This is a genomic window from Desulfoferula mesophila, assembly GCF_037076455.1.
GTDB classification, from domain to species: Bacteria; Desulfobacterota; Desulfarculia; order Desulfarculales; family Desulfarculaceae; genus Desulfoferula; species Desulfoferula mesophila.
In genome coordinates, this window is sequence record NZ_AP028679.1 from 1888808 (window position 1) to 1910786 (window position 21979).

A 21979-nucleotide genomic window follows, 5' to 3' on the forward strand; every position below is an offset into this window, starting at 1 on the left:
CCGGAGCACGACTGAGCCGACGCGCCAAGCCTTACGCCGGGCAAGAGCTTAGGGCCCATGGCCCCAACCCGAGCAGGGAAATCCGGCCACGTCCGGATCGCGGGCAGGAAACCTGCCATGGCGAACGGCTTGGCCCAAACGTAAAAGGGGAGGGAAGTATGATGCAGTTTTTGGGCAAAGTAGGAGCAGTGCTGCTGGGGCTGGCCTTGGTCCTGGCCGTGTGCCTGCCGGTGGGCGCGGTGGAGCCCATCAAGATAGGCGTGCTGGGGCCCATGTCCTTCACCCAGGGCGAGGGCCACTGGAACGGGGCCTCCATGGCCGCCGATGAGATCAACAAGGCCGGCGGCATCAAGGTGGGCGCCCAGGCGAGGCCCATCGAGCTGGTCAAGGTGGACACCAACGAGTTCCTGAGCGTTCCCGACGCCACCAACGCCATCGAAATGGCCATCAGCCGCTATAACGTGGACTTTTTGGTGGGCGGCTTCCGCACCGAGGCGGTGATGGTGATGCAGGACATCGCCATGGACGCCAAGAAGATCTTCATCGGCTGCGGCGCGGCCCACCCCGAGCTTTGCACCAAGGTGACCAAGGATTACGACCGCTACAAGTATTGGTTCCGCCTGACCCCCATCAACTCCAAGTTCCTGGGCAAGGTGGACTTCATCCTGCTGGGCACGGTCGGGGCCATCATGAAAAAGACCCTGGGCATCGAAAAGATCAAGGTGGCCATCGTGGCCGAAAAGGCTGCCTGGGCCGACCCCATCGTGGGCATCGCCCAGAAGCTGCTGCCGGCCAAGATGGGCATGGAAGTGGTGGGCGTGTGGCGTCCCTCGCCGGTGGCCAAGGACTGCACCGCCGAGTTGGCCGCCATCCAGCGGGCCGGGGCCCACATCGTGTTCACCACCTTCTCCTCCTCGGTGGGCCTGACCTTTGCCAAGCAGATGGGCGAGCTCAAGGTCCCGGCGGTGGCGGTGGGCATCAACGTGGAGTCCCAGAAGTCCGGCTTCTGGGAGGCCACTGGCGGCAACGGCAACTACGCGGTGACCATCAACACCTACGCCCGGGTGGAGATCACCCCCAAGACCATTCCCTTCTACGACAAGTACGTGAAGCTCTACAAGGAGGCGCCCAACTACACCGCCGGCACCTATGACGCCCTGTACATCCTCAAGGAGGCGGTGGAAAAGGCCGGCAGCGTCAACTCCGACAAGGTGCTGCCCTTCCTGGAGAAGACCGACTACATCGACACCGCGGGCCGCGTGGTGTTCGACAAGTCCCACGACGTCACCTGGGGTCCCGAGTACGTCACCTCCATCGGCACCCAGTGGCAGGATGGCAAGATCCAGTGTATCTGGCCCTATCACTGGGAGAAAGTGTTCTACAAGGGCACCGTGCCCTTTAAGATGCCTCCCTGGGTCGTGGAATATTACAAGAAGAAAAAGTAACCCCTGGCCTTTCGCCGCTCGCGGGAGCCCGTCCCGCGGGCGGCGCCAGGCCTGACCCGCCAACCCCGGGCGCGCGGCCTCCGGGACGCGCCCGACGTCCAAGCTTATCGCCAATCGCACGCTGGGTGGACGCATGATTATCGACATCATCATCGACGGCTTGATCAAGGGCAGTGTTTACGCCTTGCTGGCCATCGGGTTTTCTCTGGTGCTGGGCGTGGCGCGCATCATCAACATCGCCCACACCGCCCTGTACATGACCGCCGCCTACTTCATCTACATCGGCACCAAGTTGATGGGCCTGCCCGCCCCGGTGGCCATGCTGGCCGCCATCATGCTCACCGTGGTGCTGGGACTGCTGATCTACAACTTTTTCATCCGGCCCATCCAGGAGCACGAGGCGGCGGTGCTCATCGCCACCATCGCCGTGGCCATGATGATCCAGGAGGTCTTTTTGATGACCTTCGGCGGCCACTATCTGGGCGTGAGTCCCCTGATAGACGGCTACGCCACCTTCCTGGGGGTCAAGGTCACCTACCAGCATCTGCTGGCCCTGGGTCTGGCCCTGGTGGTGCTGTTGGCCACCCGGCTCTTTTTGCAAAAGACCCGCCTGGGCCTGGCCATACGCTCCACCGCCCAGGACCGGGAGGTGGCCAACCTCATGGGCATGAACGTTACCCGGGTGGCCATGGGCACCATGGCCGTTTCGGTGGGCATGGCCGCCATCACCGGGGCCATCGTGGTTCCCTTGGTCACCGTGGAACCCACCATGTGGATGCACCCCTTGATCATGATGCTGGCCATCGTGGTCTTGGGCGGCCTGGGCAGCATCGAGGGCAGCTTCGTGGGGGCCTTCATCCTGGGCTTCGCCGAATCCCTGGTGGTGTTCCTGGTGCCCATGGGCTCGTTTCTCAAGGACTCGGTGGCCCTGTCCATCATGATTCTGGTGCTGCTGATCCGCCCCGAGGGCCTGTTCGGGGTTTCCTTCGAGGAGGAGCGATAGCATGGGCCTGGTGGGCATGTATTTTCGCAGAACCATGGGCATCCTGCGCAAAGAGGTGCTGGTGCTGCCCAGCCGCGTGGCGGTGCTGGTTTTCATCGTGGCCCTCATGGCCCTGCCGATCTTCACCCAGGACTACTACTTCCTGCGGGTGATGATCCTTACCTCCATCTTCGCCATCTTCGCGGCGAGTTGGGACTTGCTCTCGGGTTTCACCGGGCAGATGAACTTCGGCCACGCCCTGTTCTTCGGGGTGGCCTCTTATGCCACCGCCCTGTTGAACCTGAAGCTGGGCCTGCCGCCGTATTTCTCCATCCCCCTGGGGGCGGTGGGCGGAGTGCTGGCCGGCTTGGTGGTGGGCATCCCTTGCCTCAGGCTCAAGGGCTCCTACCTGGCCCTGACCACCTTGGCCTTTCCCATAATCCTCACCGGCATAGTCTTCGCCATTCCCGACATCACCGGCGGCGAGTTGGGCCTGTCCGGGTTGTCGCGCCTTACCGGCTCGCGGGTGCTGGACTACTACCTGGCCAGCGGCCTGATGCTTTTGCTGGGCTTTGCCATGTGGAAGATCACCGACTCCAAGACCGGCATCATCCTGCACGCCATCCGCGAAGACGAGCTGGCGGTGAGAACCGCTGGCATCAACACCACCCGCTACAAGCTACTGGCCTTTTGTCTGAGCGGGTTTTTCGCCGGGGTGGCCGGCGGGCTCTACGCCCATTTCATGCGCCTGGCCGGGCCTTCGGGCCTGGAGGTGGGGCTGTCCTTCCAGGTCATCATCTGGGCGGTGTTCGGCGGCATGGTCACCATCTACGGCCCCATCGCGGGGGTGTTCATCCTCTATCCGCTGATGGAGGTGCTGCGCGTGGTCCTGGACCAGTTCCCCAGCCTGCCCGAGATACGCATGTTCATTTTCGCGGGCCTGGTTCTGCTGACCCTGTTGTTCATGCCCGAGGGGCTCATCCCCTGGGTGCGCGACAAGATAGAGGTCGAGTGCCCCCGCTGCAAGGTGCGCAACGTTCTCGGCCGGCAACGCTGCCGCGTGTGCGACGCCGAGTTGGATTGAGCCAAGGCAGGTCCTTTTTTCCAAGCAACTTGTGAGGTGAAATAGCATGGATGCCAAGCAGGCCTACTTAAGCAAACCCTGGCTGCAACACTATCCCTCGGAAGTGCCTCCCGAGCTGGAAATCCCGGTTGTCTCCATTCCGGAGATGTTCGAGCGGGTGGTGGAAAAATACGGCAACAAGACCTCGCTGATCTACTACGGCAAAAAGATCAGCTACCGGGAACTGAAGGACCAGGCCGACCGCTTCGCCGCCGCCCTGAGCGGCATGGGGGTGGCCAAGGGCGATCGGGTGGCCCTGTTTTTGCTCAACTGCCCCCAATACGTCATCGCCTATCTGGGCGCCCTGAAGGCGGGCGCGGTGGTCACCCCGGTGAGCCCGGTCTACACCAGCCAGGAGGTGCGTCACCAGCTGAACGACAGCGGGGCCAAGGTGGTGGTGTGCCAAGACATCCTTTACGACAAGGTGGCCGAGTCAGGAGTGGAGTTGGACAAGGTGATCATCACCGGGGTGGACGAGTATCTGCCCAAGCTCAAGAAGATGTTCGCCAAGAAGATAATGGCCAAGGCCTACGGCGGCATGCATGTGCCCGACGAGGCCCAGATCCAGCGCGAGGGCCTGCTAAAGTTCCAGGAGGTCATCAAGAGCGCGCCCGCCCAGGCGCCTTCGGTGAGCATCGATCCGCTTGCCGATTTGGCCGCGCTGCCCTATACCGGCGGCACCACCGGCCTGCCCAAGGCGGCCATGCTGACCCACTACAACATCATCGCCTGCCAGGCCCAGTCGCTGTCTTTTTGGAAGGAGCAGTTCGAAGAGGGCAACGAAACCATCATCGCCTTTTTGCCCATGTTCCACATCTACGGGCAGGTGGTGATCATGCTGACCAGCCTGGTCAACGGCTACACCATGGTGCTGTTCACCACCCCGGACATGGACGAGATCCTGGGCGCGGTGGAGCGCTACGACGCCTCGGGCTTCTACGGGGTGCCCACCTTGTACGAGTACCTGAAGGAATACGACAAGACCGACCGGGTGGATTGGAAACGCATCAAGGTGATCGTGTGCGGGGCGGACACCCTGCATGAAAGCACCGTGCAGGGCTGGGAGCGGCGCACCGGCAGCCACATCACCGAGGGCTACGGCATGACCGAGACCGCGGCGGTGAGCCATACCAATCCCCTGCACCGGCCCAAGCGGGGCTCATTCGGCATCCCCATCCCCAACGTAACCGCCGCCATCATGGAGGTGGACGGGAATGAGTTCTTGCCGGTGGGGGAGGTGGGAGAGATGGTGCTCAGCGGGCCCAACATCATGGGGGGATACTGGCAGCGCCCGGACGACAACCGGGACACCATGATCGAGATTGAAGGCCGCACTTGGATGCGCACCGGCGATTTGGTGAGCATGGACGAGGAGGGCTATTTCCATTTCTTCGACCGCAAGCGCGATTTGATCAAGCACAAGGGCTACTCGGTGTTCGCCAAGCACGTGGAGGAGGTGCTCTACAACCATCCCCAGGTCAAGGCCGCCGGGGTGGTGGGGGTGCCCGATCCCAAGGTGGGCCAGCTCATCAAGGCCTACGTGGTGTTGCAGGCCGAGGCCCGGGGCAAGCTCTCCGAGGAGGAGCTGATCTCCCACTGCAAGGACAAGCTGGCCCACTACAAGGTTCCCCAGATCATCGAGTTCCGGGGCGAGCTGCCCAAGACCGACGTGGGCAAGGTCTCCCGCCGGGAGCTGCGCGAAGAGGCGGAGGAAAGCTAGCCATGGCCCAGCCCTTTTTGGAGGTAAGCGGCCTGCACAAGGACTTCGGGGGGGTCACCGCCACCAACGAGGTCAGCTTCGACATGAGCCGCGACGAGATCGTGGGGCTCATCGGCCCCAACGGGGCGGGCAAGACCACCCTGGTCAGGCTCATCACCGGCATCCTGCGCCCGGACCGGGGCAGCATCCGTTTCAAGGGCAAGAACATCGTCGGCAAGAAGACCTGGGACATCGTCAACCAGGGCATCGCCTGCACCTTCCAGAACATGCGGCCCTTCCGTCGCCTGCCCATCATCGCCAACGTGATGGTCTCCTGCCTGAGCCCACGGGCCATGAAGCGCGGCGAGTGGGTGAAGAAGGTGGAGGCCAAGGCCATGGACGCCCTGGAGTTCGCGGGCATCTCGGACATGGCCCTGGAAAAGGCCTCCACGCTTTCCCAAGGCGACCTCAAGCGCCTGGAAGTGGCCCGGGCCGTGGCCACCGAGCCGGAACTGCTGCTTCTGGACGAGCCCTTCGGCGGCCTGAGCCCGGCGGAGACCGACCTCATGGCCAAGTCCATCGCCCGGCTGCACAAGGGAGGCCGCTTCGGCCGCCTGCACAGCGAGGGACCGGCCATGATCATCATCGAGCACAAACTGGCCCAGCTCATGAAGATCGTGGACCGCATCATCGTGGTGAACTTCGGCACCATCATTGCCGACGGTACGCCGGAGCAAATCGTGGCCAATCCCGAGGTGGTGCAGGCCTACTTGGGAGAGGGAGGGGGCTAAGTGCTGCTGGAGGTTGCCAACCTGACGGTTGCCTATGACAAGGCCATGATCATCAACGACTTGAGCATGGCGGTGGACCAGGGCGAGTTGGTGAGCCTGGTGGGTCCCAACGGGGCGGGCAAGACCACCCTGCTGCGGGCCATCACCGGCCTGGTGGCCTGGGAAAAGATGACCCTAAGGGGAACCGCCGGCGGCGACGTGACCCTCAAGGGCAAGATCACCTTTGACGGCCGCTCCATAGAAAAGGCCCCGGCCCACGAGATCGTGCGTTTGGGCCTGGTGCATTGTCCGGAGCGGCGGCGGCCCTTCCGGGAGCTGAGCGTGCGGGAGAACCTCCTGGCCGGGGCTTATCTGCACCCGGATAAGGCCCAGGTGCAGGCGGACCTGGAAATGGTCTATCAGCTCTTTCCGGTGCTGGCCAAGCGCGGCCGGCAGGTCTCGGGCACCATGTCCGGCGGCGAGCAGCAGATGCTGGCCGTGGGCCGGGCCCTGATGTCGCGGCCCAAGCTGCTTTGCATCGACGAGCCATCCACCGGCCTGGCCCCCCTGATGCGCCAGGAGGTGTTCAACAAGATTCAGCAGATCAGACAAATGGGCATCACCATTTTGCTGGTGGAGCAGGAGGTGGCCACGGTGTTCAAGATGGCCACCCGCAACTACGTGCTGTCCTCGGGCAAGATTATCGCCCAGGGCAAGGGCGAGGACCTGCTGCAAGACGAGGTGATTCGTAAGACCTACCTGGGCCTATAGGGGGAAGCGGGAGCGCCCCGCTACGCCGTCCCATCAGAGCAATGAAGGTTTGCGTTGATTGGTGGATGGCTATATGATGTCGTAACGTATAGCGTAGGTAAACGATAAACAATAAATGCCGGCTCGGCAGTGGGTCGGGGGAGACCAACATGGGCGTCAACTATTTCCGCCGCGACGGCCGGGACAGCAAGTTCGTGCTCTTGGAGCACTTGGGGGTGGAGCGGCTTCTGGGCTACGAGCCGTACCGCGATTTTTCGGCCGAGGACTTCGCCATGATCCTAGACGAGGCCCTCAAGGTGGGCAAGGAAGTCCTGGGGCCCGCCTTGCAGGACGGCGACCGCATCGGCTGCGCCTATGAAGGCGGCAAGGTGGTCACACCCGACGCCCTGAAAGAATGCTGGCGGGTGCTCAACGAAAACGGCTGGCCCTCGGCCACCTATAACCCCGAGTTCGGGGGCCAGGGCCTGCCCGAGGTGGTGGGCGGCCTGGTGGGGGAGATATTCAACGGGGCCAACATGGCCATGATGACCTATGCCGGGCTCATGGTGGGCAACGGCCACCTCATCGAGGATTTCGGCACCGACCAGGACCGGGCCATGTTCCTGGAGAAGATGTACACCGGCGTGTGGGGCGGCACCATGTGCCTTACCGAACCGGACGCCGGTTCGGACGTGGGGGCGCTACGCACCAAGGCCATACCCGACCCCGAGGCGGACGACCCGCGCATCTACAAGATCGAGGGGGTCAAGCGCTTCATCACCTGCGGCGAGCACGACCTAACCGAGAACATCATCCACCTGGTCCTGGCACGCATCGAGGGCGGGCCCGCCGGCACCAAGGGGGTGAGCCTGTTCATCGTCCCCAAGATTTGGGTGAACCCCGACGGCAGCATGGGCGAGCCCAACGACGTTTTCTGCGCGGGCATCGAGCACAAGATGGGCATCCACGGCTCCAGCACCTGCACCCTGAACTTCGGGGAGCAGGGCAAGTGCCGGGGCATCCTCTTGGGCGAACCCCACAGCGGCATGGCCAAGATGTTCCAGATGATGAATCACGCCCGCATCGGCTGCGGCATCCAGGCGGCCGGGGCCACGGCCAGCGCCTATGACACCGCCCGCATCTATGCCAAGGAGCGCGTGCAGGGCGCGCCGCTGAGCGACCGCCACGGGGCTGCGGTGCCCATCATCCAGCACGAGGACGTGCGGCGCATGCTCATGAACCTCAAGGCGGGCTCCGAGGCCATGCGGGCGTTCATCGCCTATCTGCTGTTCAACTCCGACGTGGCCAAGCACGACCCGGACGAGGCGGAGCGCCAAAAGGCCCAGGCCAGGGTGGACATCCTCACTCCCCTGGTAAAGGCCTATCCTCCGGACCTGGGCTACATGCTCATCCGCGACGCCATCCAGGTGTTGGGCGGGGCGGGCTATTGCAGCGACTTCCCGGTGGAGCAGTACGGCCGCGACATCAAGATCCTCTCCATCTGGGAGGGCACCAACTACATCCAGGCCCTGGACCTGGTGGGGCGCAAGCTAGGGGCTCAGGGGGGCAAGGTGTTCCAGGAGTGGGTGATGGAACTGATGGCCTTTGCCCAGGCCAACGAGGCGGACCAGGACTTCCAGGCGGACTGCAAGCTGCTGGGACAGGCGGTGGGCATGGTCGCTGATTTCGCCCAGCGCTTTGCCGGGTACTTCAAGCAGGGGCGCATCTCCCTGGTGCCCATGTTCGCCACCCGCTTTTTGGAGTGCTTCGCCGAGACGGTGCTGGCCAAGCTCATGCTGGAGCAGGGGCTCATCGCCGGCGGGAAGCTGGGCACCGTGGACCCGGCCTCCGCGGACGGGCTGTTCTATCAGGGCAAGGTGGCCTCGGCCAAGTTCTTCTGCCGCAACATCCTGACCAACGTTTTCGGGCGCTACGCCTCCCTGAAGACCGAGGACCTCTCGGCCATGGAAATACCCGAGGAGGCCTTTTAAGGCGGGCGCGGCCTAAGCTCCCTCCGCAAAAACAGCGGCCCCTCCGGAACACCGGAGGGGCCGCTATCGTTTTAACGGACAGGCAAACGGGCGTGGTTGCATCGGTACGCCACGACCCGAGGTCGCCTGGATTGCCCTGGCTTGTCGCCCGGGGGCGAGACTAGCCGACAAGCTCCTTGATGCGCTTGACCAAGGCGGCGGGGTCCACCGGCTTGTCGAACCACTCGTCTACTTCCAGGGACTTTATGGCCGAGTGGGGCGCGTAGCTCGAGTCCATGGCGTGATCCGCCACGGCGGTCAGCATGATCACCGGGATATCGCGCAGCGCCTGGTCCTTGGAAACCTCCTTGGCCACGGCGAAGCCGTCCTTGTCCTCCATCATCACGTCCAGGACGATGAGGTCCGGGCTTTCCTGGCGGGCCTTTTCCAGGCCTTCGATCCCGCCGTAGGCGGCCAAGGGCTCCATGCCCTCGGTCTCCAGCAGCATGCTTACGGCTTCCACCAAATCGGGATCATCATCAATGATCAGCACTCTTTTACCGGCCATTCCAACCCCTCTCCCAACGGGTAATCGGGCACCAATACAGTGATAAATAGCATAGCAATATAATGGATAAACTGTCAATAAACCGCAGCCGCCAAGCCGGGACAGCGAAAACCGTTTGCGCCGGCGATTGTTGGTTAGCCTACTATTATGATAATCTATCCGATGATTGTTTACCCGGTTGCCATGCCCCATCGCCGGGCCTAAGAGGAATCCATGGACCAAAAAAGGCATTCAGCCGAAGAGCTGGCCGCCGAGAACCAAGCCCTGCGTGAGCGCGTCAGGGAGTTGGAGGAGTATCAAAAAAGCAGCCGAGAGCGCCAGCGGGAGATGGACCGCGAGCGCAAGTTCAGCGAGATGCTGCTCGACAGCCTGCCCGATGCCATCTATGTGGTGGACCCCCGGACCTTTAAGGTGATGGACTGCAATCAGGTGTTTCTGGACCAACTGGGCCTGACCCGCGACAAGGTCATCGGCCACACCTGCTATCAGCTCACCCGCCGCCGCCCCGAACCCTGCCAGGAAAGCAAGGACGCCTGCCACGCCGTGGAGACCATGCGAACCGGCAAGCCGACGGTGTCCGAGCAGGTGCAGGTATCCGCCGAGGGCGGCGAGCGCTACATTGAATGCACCGCCCTGCCGGTCATGGGCTCGGACGGCGAGGTGGCCCGGGTGGTGCACGTGCACCGCGACATCACCCGCCGCCAGAGGGCCTGGCACCGCTTCCAGGAGGTGAACCGGGAGCTGGTTCGCTCCAACTCCTTTTTGCGAAACCTGATCAAAAGCTCGGTGGACGCGGTGATCGCCGCCGACATGACCGGCCGCATCATCCTGTTCAACGAGGCGGCGGGGGACATTTCCGGCTATAGCGAGCAGGAGGCGCTCAACGAGGTGGACATCCGCGACATCTATCCGGGCAACGGGGCGCGGGAGATCATGGCGCTGTTGCGTAGCGAGGAGCACGGCGGCAAGGGCAAGCTCAAATCCCACGAGGTGCGCCTGCTGCGCAAGGACGGCAGCATCGTACCCATCAGCTTGTCCGCGGCGGTGGTCAGCGAAGGCGACAACGAGGTGGCCACGGTGGGCTTCTTCTACGACCTAAGGGCCAAACTGCGCATGGAGCAAGAGCTGGACCACACCCGCATCCAGCTTTTGCAATCGGAAAAGATGGCCTCCATCGGCAAGCTGGCCGCCGGGGTGGCCCACCAGCTCAACAACCCCCTGGCCGGGATCACCCTGTACGGCAACCTGCTGGCCGAGGAATACGACTTGCTGTCCGAGGCCCGCGACGACCTGCGGCGCATCTTGGACAACGCCCAGCGCTGCCGCGACACCATCAAGGAGCTGTTGCAGTTCGCCCGGCAAACCAAAAGGGAGATGCGCCCCAGCGACCTCAACCAGGCCTTGTCGCGCACCATGTTCCTGCTGGAAAACCAGTCCCAGTTCCAGAACATCAAGGTGAAGCTGGACCTGGACCCCGAGCTGCCCCAGGTTCCGGCCGACATCCAGCAGCTCAACCACGTGTTCATGAACATCGTCCTCAACGCCGCCGAGGCCATGCGGGGCACGGGGCGCATAGACGTGCGCACCCGGCGCTTTCCCGGAGGGCGCGGCGTGTTGGTGGAGATACAGGACACGGGGCCGGGCATCCCCCCCGAGGTGCTCCCCCACGTATTCGAGCCCTTCTTTACCACCAAGGAAGAGGGGGAGGGCACCGGCCTGGGGCTCAGCGTGGCCTTTGGAATAGTAAAGAACCACCGCGGCAGTATCGAGGTTTTCAGCCCTCGCGGCCAAGGCACCCTGTTCGTCATCAAACTGCCCTCCACGATCGCCGCCGAGGAGGAATAAAGACGTGAGCCAGAGCGAAGCGACATCCGTGCCGGTGCTGGTTATCGACGACGAACGCGACCTGCGCGACGGTTGCGAGCGCTTTTTGCGCCGCCTGGGCTGCGCCGTGGCCAAGGCACCCGACGGCGCGGCCGGGCTGGCCGCCATGGAACAAAGCCCGGCGGACATCGTGCTGCTGGATTTGAAGATGCCGGGCATGGACGGGTTGGAGGTGCTCAAACGGCTGCGCCAGTTCCATCCCCAGGCGCTGGTCATCGTCATCACCGGCTACGCCACGGTGGAAACCGCCATCGAGGCCATGAAACTAGGGGCCTACGACTTTTTGCCCAAGCCCTTTCAGCCGGACCATCTTCGGCTCACCGTGGGCCGGGCCATGGACCGTCTGCGTCTTACCCGTGAGAAAGAGCGCCTGGAGCAAGAGCGCCTGCAGACCCTGCACGACCTGGCCGGGGAGCAGAGCCGCCTGCGCACCGTGATTCGCGCCTTGCCCATGGGGGTGTTGGTGACCCAGCCGGACGGGCGGGTGGTGCTGCACAATCCCAGTTTCTGCCAGATGGCCGGGCTGGACCCGGACAGCCCGCCCGGCCGGGAGTTGAGCCACTACCTGAGCGAGCCCCAGGTGGGCGCCCTGGCGCAGGGCGCCTCCCAAAATGGCCGAGCCGCGGGGCAGGGCAATGGCGAGGAGCCCCCGGCGGTGGAGTTCACCACCAAGCAGGGGCGCACGCTGCTGGCCCAGGCCACGCCGGTGTTGGGCGACGGCGGCGCGAGTCTGGGGGCGGTGCTGGTGTTCATTGACGTGACCCCCTACCGCATGCTGGATCAGTTGCGCCAGGAGTTCGTGGCCAAGGTGAGCCATGAACTGCGCTCACCCTTGTCCACCATCCTGCTGCAGTTGACGCTGCTGTTGGGGGAGGACGGCGCGGCCCCGCCCCAGGGGCATCGCCATCTGCTGGTGCGGGCCAGGGAGCGCACCCAAGGGCTCATCTCCTTTGTGCGCGACCTGTTGGACCTGAGCCGCCTGGAGAATGGGGGAGGGGCGGCCGCCCAGCCGGTAGAGGTGAGCCTGGAAAAGGTGCTCGCCTCGGTGAGCGAGGCGCTGGGCGATCAGGCCCGCAGCCGGGGGATGGAACTACGGCTGGAGTTGCCCGCCGAGCCGTTGCCCCCGCTTAGGGCCGATCCCGTGGGCCTGGAGAGCGTGTTCACCAACCTGGCGGCCAACGCCATCAACTACTCGTCCGACGGCGGCCAGGTGACGCTCAAGGCCTGGAGCGAGGGGGACTCCCTCAAGGTGGCGGTGAGCGACCAGGGTTTTGGTATCGAACCGGAGAAGCTAGGCCTGATCTTTGACAAATTTTACCGCGTCAAGAACGAGAAGACCCGCTACGTCACCGGCACCGGCCTGGGCCTGCCCATCGTAAAGAACGTGGTGGAAAACCTGGGCGGCGCGGTGGCGGTGGACAGCGAGCTGGGCAAGGGCAGCACCTTCACCGTGACCCTGCCTGTCACACCTACCTAGAAAAGAATCGCCGAGCCAGGGCTGAGTGGCCCCGGTCCGGCGATTCCCCCCTCCCCGCTACGCCCCTCGGGCGTGGTCGGTCCTAGTCCAATGGGGGCCGGGGATACAGCCCCCCGCCCTCCACGATTTCGGGGACTTTTTCTTCCCACTCGATGGCCATGATGTGGAAGCCGGCCACGCCGGGGACCTCCTTGAGGCGCTGCACGGCTTCTATGCACATCTTGACGCCTTCTTCCGGTTGCTTTTCCTTGGGCACCCCGGCGATACGCTCCACCACCTCGTCTGGCACGTCCATGCCCGGCACCCGGTTCTTCATGTACTTGGCCATGCCCGCCGACTTGAGCGGGGTGAGGCCGGCCAAGACGTACACCTTTTCCAGCAGGCCCCGGTCGCGGGCCTCGCCCAGCCAGCGTTCGAACTTGTCCAGGTTGAAGATGCACTGGGTCTGGATGAACTCCACCCCGGCGGCCACCTTTTTGGCCAGGCGGGGCACCCGCACCTCAAAGGGGTCGGCAAAGGGGTTGGCCGCCGCGCCCACGAACATGCTGGGCGGCCGCTTGATCTCGTCGCCGCCCAGGAACTTGCCTTCGTCGCGCATGTGCCGGACGGTCTGGATCAGTTGCATGGAGTCCAGGTCGTGCACGTTTTGCCCGGCCGCGCAGTCGCCGAAGCTCTGGTGGTCGCCGGATAGGCAGAGGATGTTGTGGATGTCGAAGGAGGCCGCGCCCAGGATGTCGCTCTGCATGGCGATGCGGTTGCGGTCGCGGGTCACCATCTGCAATATGGGCTCCAGCCCGGCCAGCTTGAGATGGATGCACGATGCCAGGGAGCAGAGCCGGGTCACCGAGGTCTGGTTGTCGGTGATGTTGATGGCGTCCACGTGGTTTTTGATGAGCTGGGCCTTTTCCTTGATGGCCTCGGCGTCGCTGCCCCGGGGCGGCCCGCACTCGCTGGTCACCGCCTGGTGGCCGGCCTTGAGCATCTTCTCCAGTTTGCTCGGGGTGGTGCTACTCACGAGACCACCTCCTCTTTTATGCGCGTGCGGGGGCCTCCCGCCCGGTCGGTGGACCAGTCCTTGATGGGCGTGAGGGTCTCGTAGTCATCCATGCGGCCCAGGGATTTCAGGCGGTCCACGATGAGCTGCCAGGCGCAGTCCACGTCCTTGGATATCTCGCACTTGCCCTTGGTGGAGCCGCCGCAGGGGCCGTTGAGCACCCGTTTGGCGCAGCGGCTCACCGGACAGATGCCCGCCGTCTGGGCCAGCAGGCAGGTGCCGCAGCCCTGACAACGCTCGCTCCACACACCGCGCTCCAAGGCCCCGCCCATGAAGGAGGTGTTCACGCCGGGCACCACGGGGATTTTGGCGTACTCCTCGGCCATGAACTGGCAGCCCACGCCGCAGGCGATGGAGACCACGATGTCATAGGGCTCCACCGTCTCCCTGGCCCCCACCACGTATTCCCGGTCGCACTGGCGCTGCAGGGTGGTCTCGCCCACCTGGGCCTCGACGCCCTGGTTGAGAAAGTGCAGGCGCAGGGCCGAGGCCAGGATGCCCACCTCCTTGGTGCCTCCCACCTCGCAGACCGTGACGCATTCGTTGCAGCCGGCCACCAGGATCTTGCGGTGGTCCTTGACCAGGTCGAAAATTTCCTCCAAGGGTTTGCCGTTGGCTACGATCATTTCACGCCGCTCCCCTTTCCGCCGCCTCACCGGCGGCCGGCGTCGCTCCGGCCAGCTTGGCCGGGTTGGGCCCCAGGGCCCTGATGCGCTCGGTCATCTCCCGGGCGAACTGGGCGAACTTGGGCGCCTCGCCCGAGGTGAGGTTGTACATCTGCACCCTCTCGCCACCGGTGCCCACCTGCTCCAGCAGGCGCCGGGCCTGCTCCACCCGCTTGCGGGCCTTGAAGTTGCCCTGCTCGTAGAAGCAGCTGCCTTCCATGCAGCCCACCAGGTAGACCCCGTCGGCCCCTTTTTCAAAGGCACGCAGGATGTGCAGGATGTCCACCTTTCCGGTGCAGGGCACGCGGATTATGCGCACCTGGGCCGGGTAATTCAGACGCATCGAACCTGCCAGGTCCGCGGCTGAATAGCCTCAGGCGTTGCAGCAAAAAGCCACGATAACCGGCTCGAAGCCCTCCATCACATCACTCCCTCCAGCAGACCGTCCACTTGCGCGAGGATCTGGTCGTCCTCGTACCAATTGAGCTCTATGGCCTTGGCCGGGCACTCGGCGGCGCAGATGCCGCAGCCCCGGCACAGGGCTTCGTCGATCTGGCTGACCCCGTCCTCGTTGATGCGCGGCACCCCGTAGGGGCAGGAGTAGACGCACACCAGGCAGGAGGCGCACAGGTCGGGGTTCACCCGCGAAGTCACCGGCGACAGCTCCAACTCGCTTTGGGAAAGCAGGGTGGCCGCTCGCCCGGCCGCGGCCAGGGCCTGGGCAATGGATTCGCCCACCAGCTTGGGCCCGTGGGCCGTGCCGCACACGTAGACCCCGTCGGTGGCCATGTCCACCGGGCGGAGCTTCACGTGGGCCTCCAACAGATAGCCGTCCGCGTTGCGGGCCAGCTTCATGATGGAATACAAGTCCTCGGATTCGCGGGGACGCATCCCGGCGCTCAGGACCAGCAGGTCGGCCCGCGCCTGGATCTCGCGGCCCAGCACGTGGTCGATGAAGCTCACCTGAATGCCGTCTTCTGTTGGGGTCACCTCCGGGGGATGCTCCTGGTCGTAGCGGAAGAAGACCACGCCCTTTTTGCGGGCCTCGGTGTAATAGTCCTCCATGAGGCCGTAGGTGCGCATGTCGCGGTAGAGCACGTAGACCTGCATCTCGGGGTTGAGTTCCTTGAGGTGCAGGGCGTTCTTGACCGCGCTCTGGCAGCAGATGCGCGAGCAGTTGGGGTAGTCCTCGCGCCGGGAGCCCACGCACTGGATCATCACCACCGCGTCCAGGCCTTTGGCCCCTTCCGGGTCTTCCAGGCGTTGGGCCAGCTCCACTTGGGTCACCACCCTGGGGTCCTCGCCGTAGCCGTATTCGCTGGGCTGGTATTCGCCGGCCCCGGTGGCCAGGATGAGGGCTCCGTGGTTGATCTTGCGTTCGTACATGGCCGGGCCCACGATGACCTCGGTGGTGAAGTTGCCCCTATAGCCGCTGAAGCTGGTGATCACCGTCTCGGTGAGCAGCTGGATGTTGTCGTGCTCCATGACCCGCTGGACGAGGCCGTCCACGTGGGCGTTGATGTCCGCTCCCTCGATGGTGTGGGTCAGTTGACGGGCAAAGCCGCCCAGGTTGGCCTCGCGCTCCACCAGCACCACCTCGAAGCCCTGCTCGGCCAGGGACAGGGAGGCGGTGAGTCCGGCCACTCCGGCCCCCACCACCAGGCAGCGGGGCTTGACCCCCACCGTCATGCGGGGCAGGGCGCGATGGGTGCTCACCCGAGCCACCGCCGCGCGCACCAGATCCTTGGCCTTGGCCGTGGCCAGGGCCGGTTCGCCGCTGTGCACCCAGGAATCGTGGTTGCGAATGTTGGCCATCTCGAACAGGTACTTGTTCAGGCCGCAGGCGGTGAGTGTGTCCATGAAGATGGGTTCGTGGGTCTTGGGGCTGCAAGAGGCCACCACCACCCGGTTGAGGTTGTGCTCGGCGATCTTGGCCTTCATCTGCTCCTGCACGTCCTGGGAGCACACGAACAGCCCGTCGTCGGCCACCACCACGTGGGGCAGGGAGGCGGCGTACTCGGTGACCGAGGGCACGTCCACCACCCCGGCGATGTTGATGCCGCACTTGCACACGAACACCCCCACCCTGGGCTCTTCGGCCGCCACGTCGCGCTCGGGCGGAATCTCCACCGCGCGGGTAGCGCTCCAGCGGGCCGGGGACAGCTTGCCCGCCGCGGCCGCCGCCGCCGCGCTGGCCTCGGTGACCGAGCTGGGGATGTCCTTGGGCCCCTGGAAGCTGCCGCAGACCATGACCCCCGCGCGGTTGGTGGCCACCGGGGTCATGGGATCGGTGACGGCGAAGCGGTACTTGTCCAGTTCAATCCCCAGGCGCTGAGCCAACTCGCCGCTGGAGGCGGGCACTTGCAGGCCCACCGAGAGCACCACCAGGTCGAAGGCCTCCACCTTGGCCTGGCCGTCGTCGGTGGCGTACTCGATGAGCAGGCCGCCGGTAGCCGGGTCGTCGTAGATGGTGTGGGCCCGCGACTTGATGAAGCGCACCCCCGCCTGATCCCGGGCCCGTTGGTAGTAGAGCTCGTAGTCCTTGCCAAAGGTGCGGATGTCCATGTTGAAGATGGCGCAGTCCAAATCGCCGGGGGCGTGCTCTTTGGCCACCAGGGCCTGCTTGATGGCGTACATGCAGCACACCGAGGAGCAGTAGCCGTTGCCGCAGTTGTGGGTGTCGCGCGAGCCCACGCATTGCAGCCAGGCGATCTTCAGGGGCTCCTGGTGGTCGGACAGGCGCACCAAGTGGCCCTGGGTGGGACCGGCCGGGCTGAGCAGGCGTTCGAACTCCAGGGCGGTGAGCACGTTGGGGTTCTGCCCGAAGCGGAAGTCCAGGCCCAGGCCGTTGGGCTGATAGGGCCGCGCGCCGCTGGCCAGCACCACCGAGCCCACGTTGAGGGACACCTCGCGGGGCGCCTCGTCGTGGTTCACCGCTCCCGCCAGGCAGGCGTCAACGCAGAGCATGCACTCGGCGCACCCGGCGCAGGCCAGGCAGCGGGAGGCCTCGGCCCGGGCCTGCTCCTCGGTGTAGGGTCCCAGCACCTCCTTGAAGTTGCGGGCCCGCTCCGCCGGGTCGGCGTGGGGCAGGTGCTCGCGGGCCTGGGGTGCCTTGTCTATCTTTTCCGGCTGTACCGGGGTCAGCTTGCGGGGGCGTCCCTGTTTTAGGTCCCGGCCCTCCACCAGGGCCGTGACCGAGCGGGCCGCCTCCTTGCCCTGGGCCACCGCCTCGATGACCGTGGCCGGGCCCAGCACCGCGTCGCCGCCGGCAAAGACAAAGGGCAGGTTGGTCTGCAGGCTCACCTCGTCCACTTGCAGGCAGTTCTTTTTGCCCACGTCCAGGCGGCAGGTGTCGTCCAGGCACTCCAGGTCCGGCTCCTGGCCAATGGCGGCCAGGGCCCCGTCCACCTCTATGACGTATTCGGAACCGGGTATCTCCTGGGGCCGGGCCCGCCCCGAGGCGTCGGGCTCGCCCAGCTCCATCTTGATGACCTCCACGCCGGTCAGCTTGCCGCCGCTGGAGATGAAGCGCTTGGGCGCCACCAGGAATTGAATCTGGACGCCTTCTTCCAGGGCCTCCTCGACCTCGTCCTCATAGGCGGGCATCTCGTTGCGGGTGCGGCGATAGAGGATGGTCACCTCTTGGCTGCCCAACCTCAGGGCGGTGCGGGCCGAGTCGATGGCCACGTTGCCGCCGCCCACCACCACCACCCGCCGGCCCGGCGAGTTGGCCTGGCCCAGGCCGGCCCGGCGCAGGAACTCCACGCCCGGCTGCACCCCTGGAACGTCCTCGCCCTCCACCCCCAGGGTGAGGCAGCGGTGGGCGCCCACGGCCATGATCACCGCCTTGTAGCCCTCCTGTTGCAACTGGCCCACCGTGAAGTCCTCGCCCAGGGTGCTGTTGAGACGTATCTCCACCCCCAGGGCCTTGATGTAGTCGATTTCATAGTCCAGGATACGCTGGGGCAGCCGGTAGTCGGGGATGCCCACCCGCAGCATGCCTCCGGCCACGGGCAGCGATTCGAAGATGGTTACCGCGAAGCCCTCCAGGGCCAGGTAATAGGCCGCCGAGAGGCCCGCCGGGCCCGAGCCGATCACGGCGATTTTCTCGTCCCGGGGCGGCTTGGTCTCGGGCAGGTCCATCTCCCCCTGCTCGATCTCCCACTCGGCCACGAAGCGCTTGAGGTCGCGGATGGCGATGGGCTCGTCCAGCTCACCTCGGGCGCAGGCGGTCTCGCAGGGATGGGTGCACACCCGGCCGCAGACGGCGGGCAAGGGATTCTCGTCGCGGATGACCTTTAGGGCCTCGCGGTAGCGTCCGGCGGCGATGAGGTTCACGTAGCCCTGCACCGCGATGTGGGCGGGGCAGGCCACCTTGCAGGGGCTCTGGCCCCGCTTGCTGATGGCATAGGCGCCGGGGATGGCCTGGGCGTAGCGCTTGTAGGCCGCCCTGCGCTGGGCTATGCCCGCGTCATACTCACTGTCCAGGGGTATGGGGCAGACCTTGGCGCACTCGCCGCAGGCGGTGCACTTTTCCAGGTCCACGAAACGGGGGTGTTGCAGCACCCGGGCGGTGAAGTCGCCTTCCTCGCCGTCCAGGCCCAAGACCTCCGCGTTGGTGAGAAGCTCTATGTTCAGATGCCGGCCGACCTCGACCAGTTTAGGCGAGATAATTCACATGGCGCAGTCGTTGGTCGGGAAGGTCTTGTCCAATTGGGACATCAGGCCGCCGATGGCCGGGTCGTTCTCCACCAGGTAGACGTAGTACCCGGAATTGGCTAGGTCCAGGGCCGACTGCATCCCCGCGATGCCGCCGCCCACCACCATGACCCGTCCCACGGGCCGGGCCGGAGCCGCCAATGCCTTGCCTTGCGCGCTGTCTGCCATGCCTTCATCCTTGCCTGCGGCGCCGCCGGGGAGCGTCCCCGGCCGTGCCTGATTAGGCCCCCAATATCTGCGGCAGCCGGTCTTCCCAACCCAGCGGGGAGATCATCACCCCGCTGTGGCCGGCCGCTTTGATGCCCTCGATCAACTCCTGGGCGATGAGGATGCCCTCGCGCACCCGGTCCGGCGCGTCCTTGATGCGCTCGATGAGCGCGTCGGGCATATGCACGTGCTTCATGTGGCGGCCGATGGCCCGGGCCATGCCCACCGATTTGAGCAGGAGCACGTTGGGTATGAGCTTCGCCTGGCGATCGCCCAGGTGCTTGGTAAAGGCGGCCAGGGAGTCCAGGTCGTACACGGGCGGGGTGACGAAGAATTGAGCCCCGGCGGCCAGCTTGCGGTCCAACTCCGCCAACTCCTGCTGCACCGCACCCAGGGCCCCGGTGTTGAGGGTGGCGCCCACCGTGAAGCTGGGGGCGCCCTCCAACTCCACCCCGGCCATGTCCTTGCCCGTGGCCAGCTTGGCAATGACCTCCATGAGCTCCAGCTCGTCCAGGTCGTAGACCGGCCTGGCCTTGTGGTGGTCGCCCAGGTTGGGCGCGTCGCCCTCCACGGCCATGACGTTGGCGATGCCCAGGGCCGCGGCCGAGAGCAGGTCGGCCTGCAGAGCCAGGCGGTTGCGGTCGCGACAGCAGACCTGCAGCACCGTCTCGATGCCCTTGTTGGCCAAGAGCATGCACCCGCCCAAAGAGCCCAGCTTCATCACCGCGTTGGCCATCTCCGGCACCACCACGGCGTCCACCTTGCCCTTGACGCGCTGGGCGTGGCCCACGAAGGCCTCCACGTCCACGCCCTTGGGCGGCTCCAACTCCACTAGGGTCACGAACTGTCCCTGGGCCAACTTCTCTGCGAAACTCATATCCCCTCTCACAACAGGTAGCCGCCGAACCGGTTGCCGGCCAGGGCTGGCGGCTAGGGGAGCGGCGGGAGCGGTCCCGGTGAAATCAATAAAAAGCGGCCCGCCGAAGCGGACCTATCTCAACGAGGTTTCCCAGGCCGCAGCGGCGGCGCAGGACTCCGAATGCGCATCAAAGAGGGTGTAGTGGTTGCGAAGGCGGCGGCACGAGCTATGACCGCGGTTCGAACCAAGAAGTGCGAGCAGAGGGGATTGGGATGAAAGCCGCCGTGAACTTGCCGTATGAAAGCCGCCATGGGAACAACGGATCATTTCACGCATCAACAGGCTCCAGGCGATTTAAAGCATAGTTAATCGATCTATATTATTGGATACCGGATGGTTTGTTGTCAAGGCGTAGCCGACCGGAGCCCCGGTCCATGGCGCTTGTAACCTATTCCTTCACTGGGATATGCTGAAAACGAACCCTTGCCCTGGATCGAGAGGGAGTCAAATGGCCGGCAAGCAGCGCCCCTGGCGTTATTTGAACCACGCCGCCGAGACCGGCCCCTGGGCCACCAGCCGGGCCAAGCTCGAGACCGATCTGCGCCGCACCGTGGAGTTGGCCCTGGCGCGCTCCCCGGCCTATGGGGAGCTTTACGGCCGGGCCGGCTTCAAGCCCGGATCATTTAGAGGGCTTGAGGACCTGACCAGCCTGCCCCTGCTCACCATGAACGACCTGGTGGCCAGGCAGGAGCAAGGCCCTCCTTTCGGCGGCTTCGAGACCGTGCCCGCCCAGGATTTTCACCGCATCTACATCAACCCCGGCTTCCTGTGGCAGCCAGGCGAGGGCCGCTACCGGCAGACCTCCCTGGCCGAGGCCCTGTGCGGGGGAGGGGTGTTGCCCGGCGACCGGGTGCTCAACACCTTCTCCTATCATCTTTGGCCCTATGCCCACATGCTCGACGACTCGCTGGGCGCCATCGGGGCCACGGTCCTGCCCAGCGGCACGGGCAACGCCTTCATGCAGGTGCGCATCATGCAGAAGCTCGCGGTCAGCGCCTACATGGGCACCCCCAGCTTTTTGATGACCATAGCCCAACGGGCCGAGGCCATGGGCCTGGATCCGGCCCATGATCTGGACCTGGAGGCGGCGGTGGTGGGGGCGGAGATGCTGCCCGACAGCCTGCGCGTGCGCCTGCAAGACAAACTGGGCATATCCGTGCGCCAGATCTACGCCACGGTCTACCTGGGCTGCCTGGGCTACGAGTGCCGGGAGGCCGCGGGCCTGCACTTGCCCCAGGGCGTGCTGGTGGAGGTGGTGGACCCGGTCACCGGCCAGGCCCAACCGCCGGGGGTGCCCGGCGAGGTGGTGGCCAGCAACCTGAACCACAAATACCCCATGCTGCGCCTGGCCACCGGCGACCTGTCCATGTGGCTGGAGGGCCAGTGCGCCTGCGGCCGCACCAGCCCCCGCCTGAAAGGGGTGCTGGGCCGCATGGACCAGGCGGTCAAGGTGCGGGGCACCTTTGTGCACCCCTGGCAGTTGGACGAGCTCTTCGCCGCCCGGCCCGAGGTGTTCAAGTACCAGGCCGAGGTGAGCCGTCACCAAGACCAGGATTTGCTGTGCATCAAGGTGGAGCTCATGGAGGAGGTGGGGCAGGAGCTGGCTCCGCGCCGCATCCTGGAGCGCGAGCTGCGCGAATTCCTGGCGGTAAAGGCTCAGGTGGAGGTGGTGCCTCGGGGCACCATCCCCGATTTCCACGGCAAGATCATCGACCGGCGCAAGTGGGACTAGGGCTGGGCGGGGCGC

At 65.1% G+C, this 21979-nt stretch carries 16 protein-coding genes; 10 read left to right on the forward strand and 6 right to left on the reverse strand.

The window, feature by feature from the left end:
* The first annotated feature begins 158 nt into the window (after positions 1 to 158).
* From AACH32_RS08400 to AACH32_RS08430, 7 genes are all read left to right on the forward strand, one after another.
* Positions 159 to 1445 (forward strand): ABC transporter substrate-binding protein, encoded by a 1287-nt coding sequence (locus AACH32_RS08400; RefSeq protein WP_338606342.1) that lies wholly within the window; start codon positions 159 to 161, stop codon positions 1443 to 1445.
* A 133-nt stretch (positions 1446 to 1578) separates the two neighbouring features.
* Positions 1579 to 2448, forward strand: a complete 870-nt coding sequence (locus tag AACH32_RS08405) for a branched-chain amino acid ABC transporter permease (protein WP_338606343.1) — start codon at positions 1579 to 1581, stop codon at positions 2446 to 2448.
* Between the two features lies 1 nt (position 2449).
* Complete coding sequence (locus tag AACH32_RS08410) at positions 2450 to 3511, forward strand: ABC transporter permease subunit (RefSeq protein WP_338606344.1); 1062 nt, start codon at positions 2450 to 2452, stop codon at positions 3509 to 3511.
* Positions 3512 to 3557: 46 nt separating this feature from the next.
* Positions 3558 to 5270, forward strand: a complete 1713-nt coding sequence (locus tag AACH32_RS08415) for an AMP-binding protein (protein WP_338606345.1) — start codon at positions 3558 to 3560, stop codon at positions 5268 to 5270.
* A gap of 2 nt (positions 5271 to 5272) precedes the next feature.
* Complete coding sequence (locus AACH32_RS08420; RefSeq protein ID WP_338606346.1) at positions 5273 to 6040, forward strand: ABC transporter ATP-binding protein; 768 nt, start codon at positions 5273 to 5275, stop codon at positions 6038 to 6040.
* A gap of 3 nt (positions 6041 to 6043) precedes the next feature.
* Positions 6044 to 6790, forward strand: a complete 747-nt coding sequence (locus AACH32_RS08425) for an ABC transporter ATP-binding protein (protein ID WP_350341570.1) — start codon at positions 6044 to 6046, stop codon at positions 6788 to 6790.
* Positions 6791 to 6939: 149 nt separating this feature from the next.
* Entirely contained in the window at positions 6940 to 8760 is a 1821-nt protein-coding gene (locus AACH32_RS08430; RefSeq protein ID WP_338606348.1) for an acyl-CoA dehydrogenase, read from the forward strand.
* 160 nt (positions 8761 to 8920) lie between these two features.
* Here AACH32_RS08430 and AACH32_RS08435 read toward each other — a convergent pair whose 3' ends face one another.
* Positions 8921 to 9307, reverse strand: a complete 387-nt coding sequence (locus AACH32_RS08435) for a response regulator transcription factor (protein ID WP_338606349.1) — start codon at positions 9305 to 9307, stop codon at positions 8921 to 8923.
* A gap of 213 nt (positions 9308 to 9520) precedes the next feature.
* Here AACH32_RS08435 and AACH32_RS08440 point away from each other — a divergent pair, with 213 nt between their 5' ends.
* Together AACH32_RS08440 and AACH32_RS08445 are read left to right on the forward strand one after the other, a co-directional pair.
* Entirely contained in the window at positions 9521 to 11152 is a 1632-nt protein-coding gene (locus tag AACH32_RS08440; protein ID WP_338606350.1) for a PAS domain-containing sensor histidine kinase, read from the forward strand.
* 4 nt (positions 11153 to 11156) lie between these two features.
* Positions 11157 to 12668, forward strand: a complete 1512-nt coding sequence (locus AACH32_RS08445) for a response regulator (protein WP_338606351.1) — start codon at positions 11157 to 11159, stop codon at positions 12666 to 12668.
* Between the two features lie 82 nt (positions 12669 to 12750).
* Here the strand turns inward: AACH32_RS08445 and AACH32_RS08450 are convergent, their stop codons facing one another.
* The 5 genes from AACH32_RS08450 to AACH32_RS08470 are packed head-to-tail and all read right to left on the reverse strand — an operon-like array spanning position 12751 to position 20190.
* Entirely contained in the window at positions 12751 to 13683 is a 933-nt protein-coding gene (locus AACH32_RS08450; RefSeq protein ID WP_338606352.1) for a methylenetetrahydrofolate reductase, read from the reverse strand.
* On the reverse strand, positions 13680 to 14348 hold the full coding sequence (locus AACH32_RS08455; protein ID WP_338606353.1) for a methylenetetrahydrofolate reductase C-terminal domain-containing protein: 669 nt from the start codon (positions 14346 to 14348) through the stop codon (positions 13680 to 13682). The genes AACH32_RS08450 and AACH32_RS08455 overlap by 4 nt, the downstream gene beginning before the upstream one ends.
* A gap of 1 nt (position 14349) precedes the next feature.
* Positions 14350 to 14808, reverse strand: coding sequence for a hydrogenase iron-sulfur subunit (locus AACH32_RS08460; protein WP_338606354.1), 459 nt, complete (start codon positions 14806 to 14808; stop codon positions 14350 to 14352).
* Positions 14808 to 19274, reverse strand: coding sequence for an FAD-dependent oxidoreductase (locus AACH32_RS08465; protein ID WP_338606355.1), 4467 nt, complete (start codon positions 19272 to 19274; stop codon positions 14808 to 14810). Before AACH32_RS08465 ends, AACH32_RS08460 begins: the two co-directional genes overlap by 1 nt.
* Before the next feature lie 52 nt (positions 19275 to 19326).
* On the reverse strand, positions 19327 to 20190 hold the full coding sequence (locus AACH32_RS08470; protein ID WP_338606356.1) for a methylenetetrahydrofolate reductase: 864 nt from the start codon (positions 20188 to 20190) through the stop codon (positions 19327 to 19329).
* 490 nt (positions 20191 to 20680) lie between these two features.
* Here AACH32_RS08470 and AACH32_RS08475 point away from each other — a divergent pair, with 490 nt between their 5' ends.
* On the forward strand, positions 20681 to 21964 hold the full coding sequence (locus AACH32_RS08475; RefSeq protein WP_338606357.1) for a phenylacetate--CoA ligase family protein: 1284 nt from the start codon (positions 20681 to 20683) through the stop codon (positions 21962 to 21964).
* Positions 21965 to 21979 lie beyond the last annotated feature (15 nt).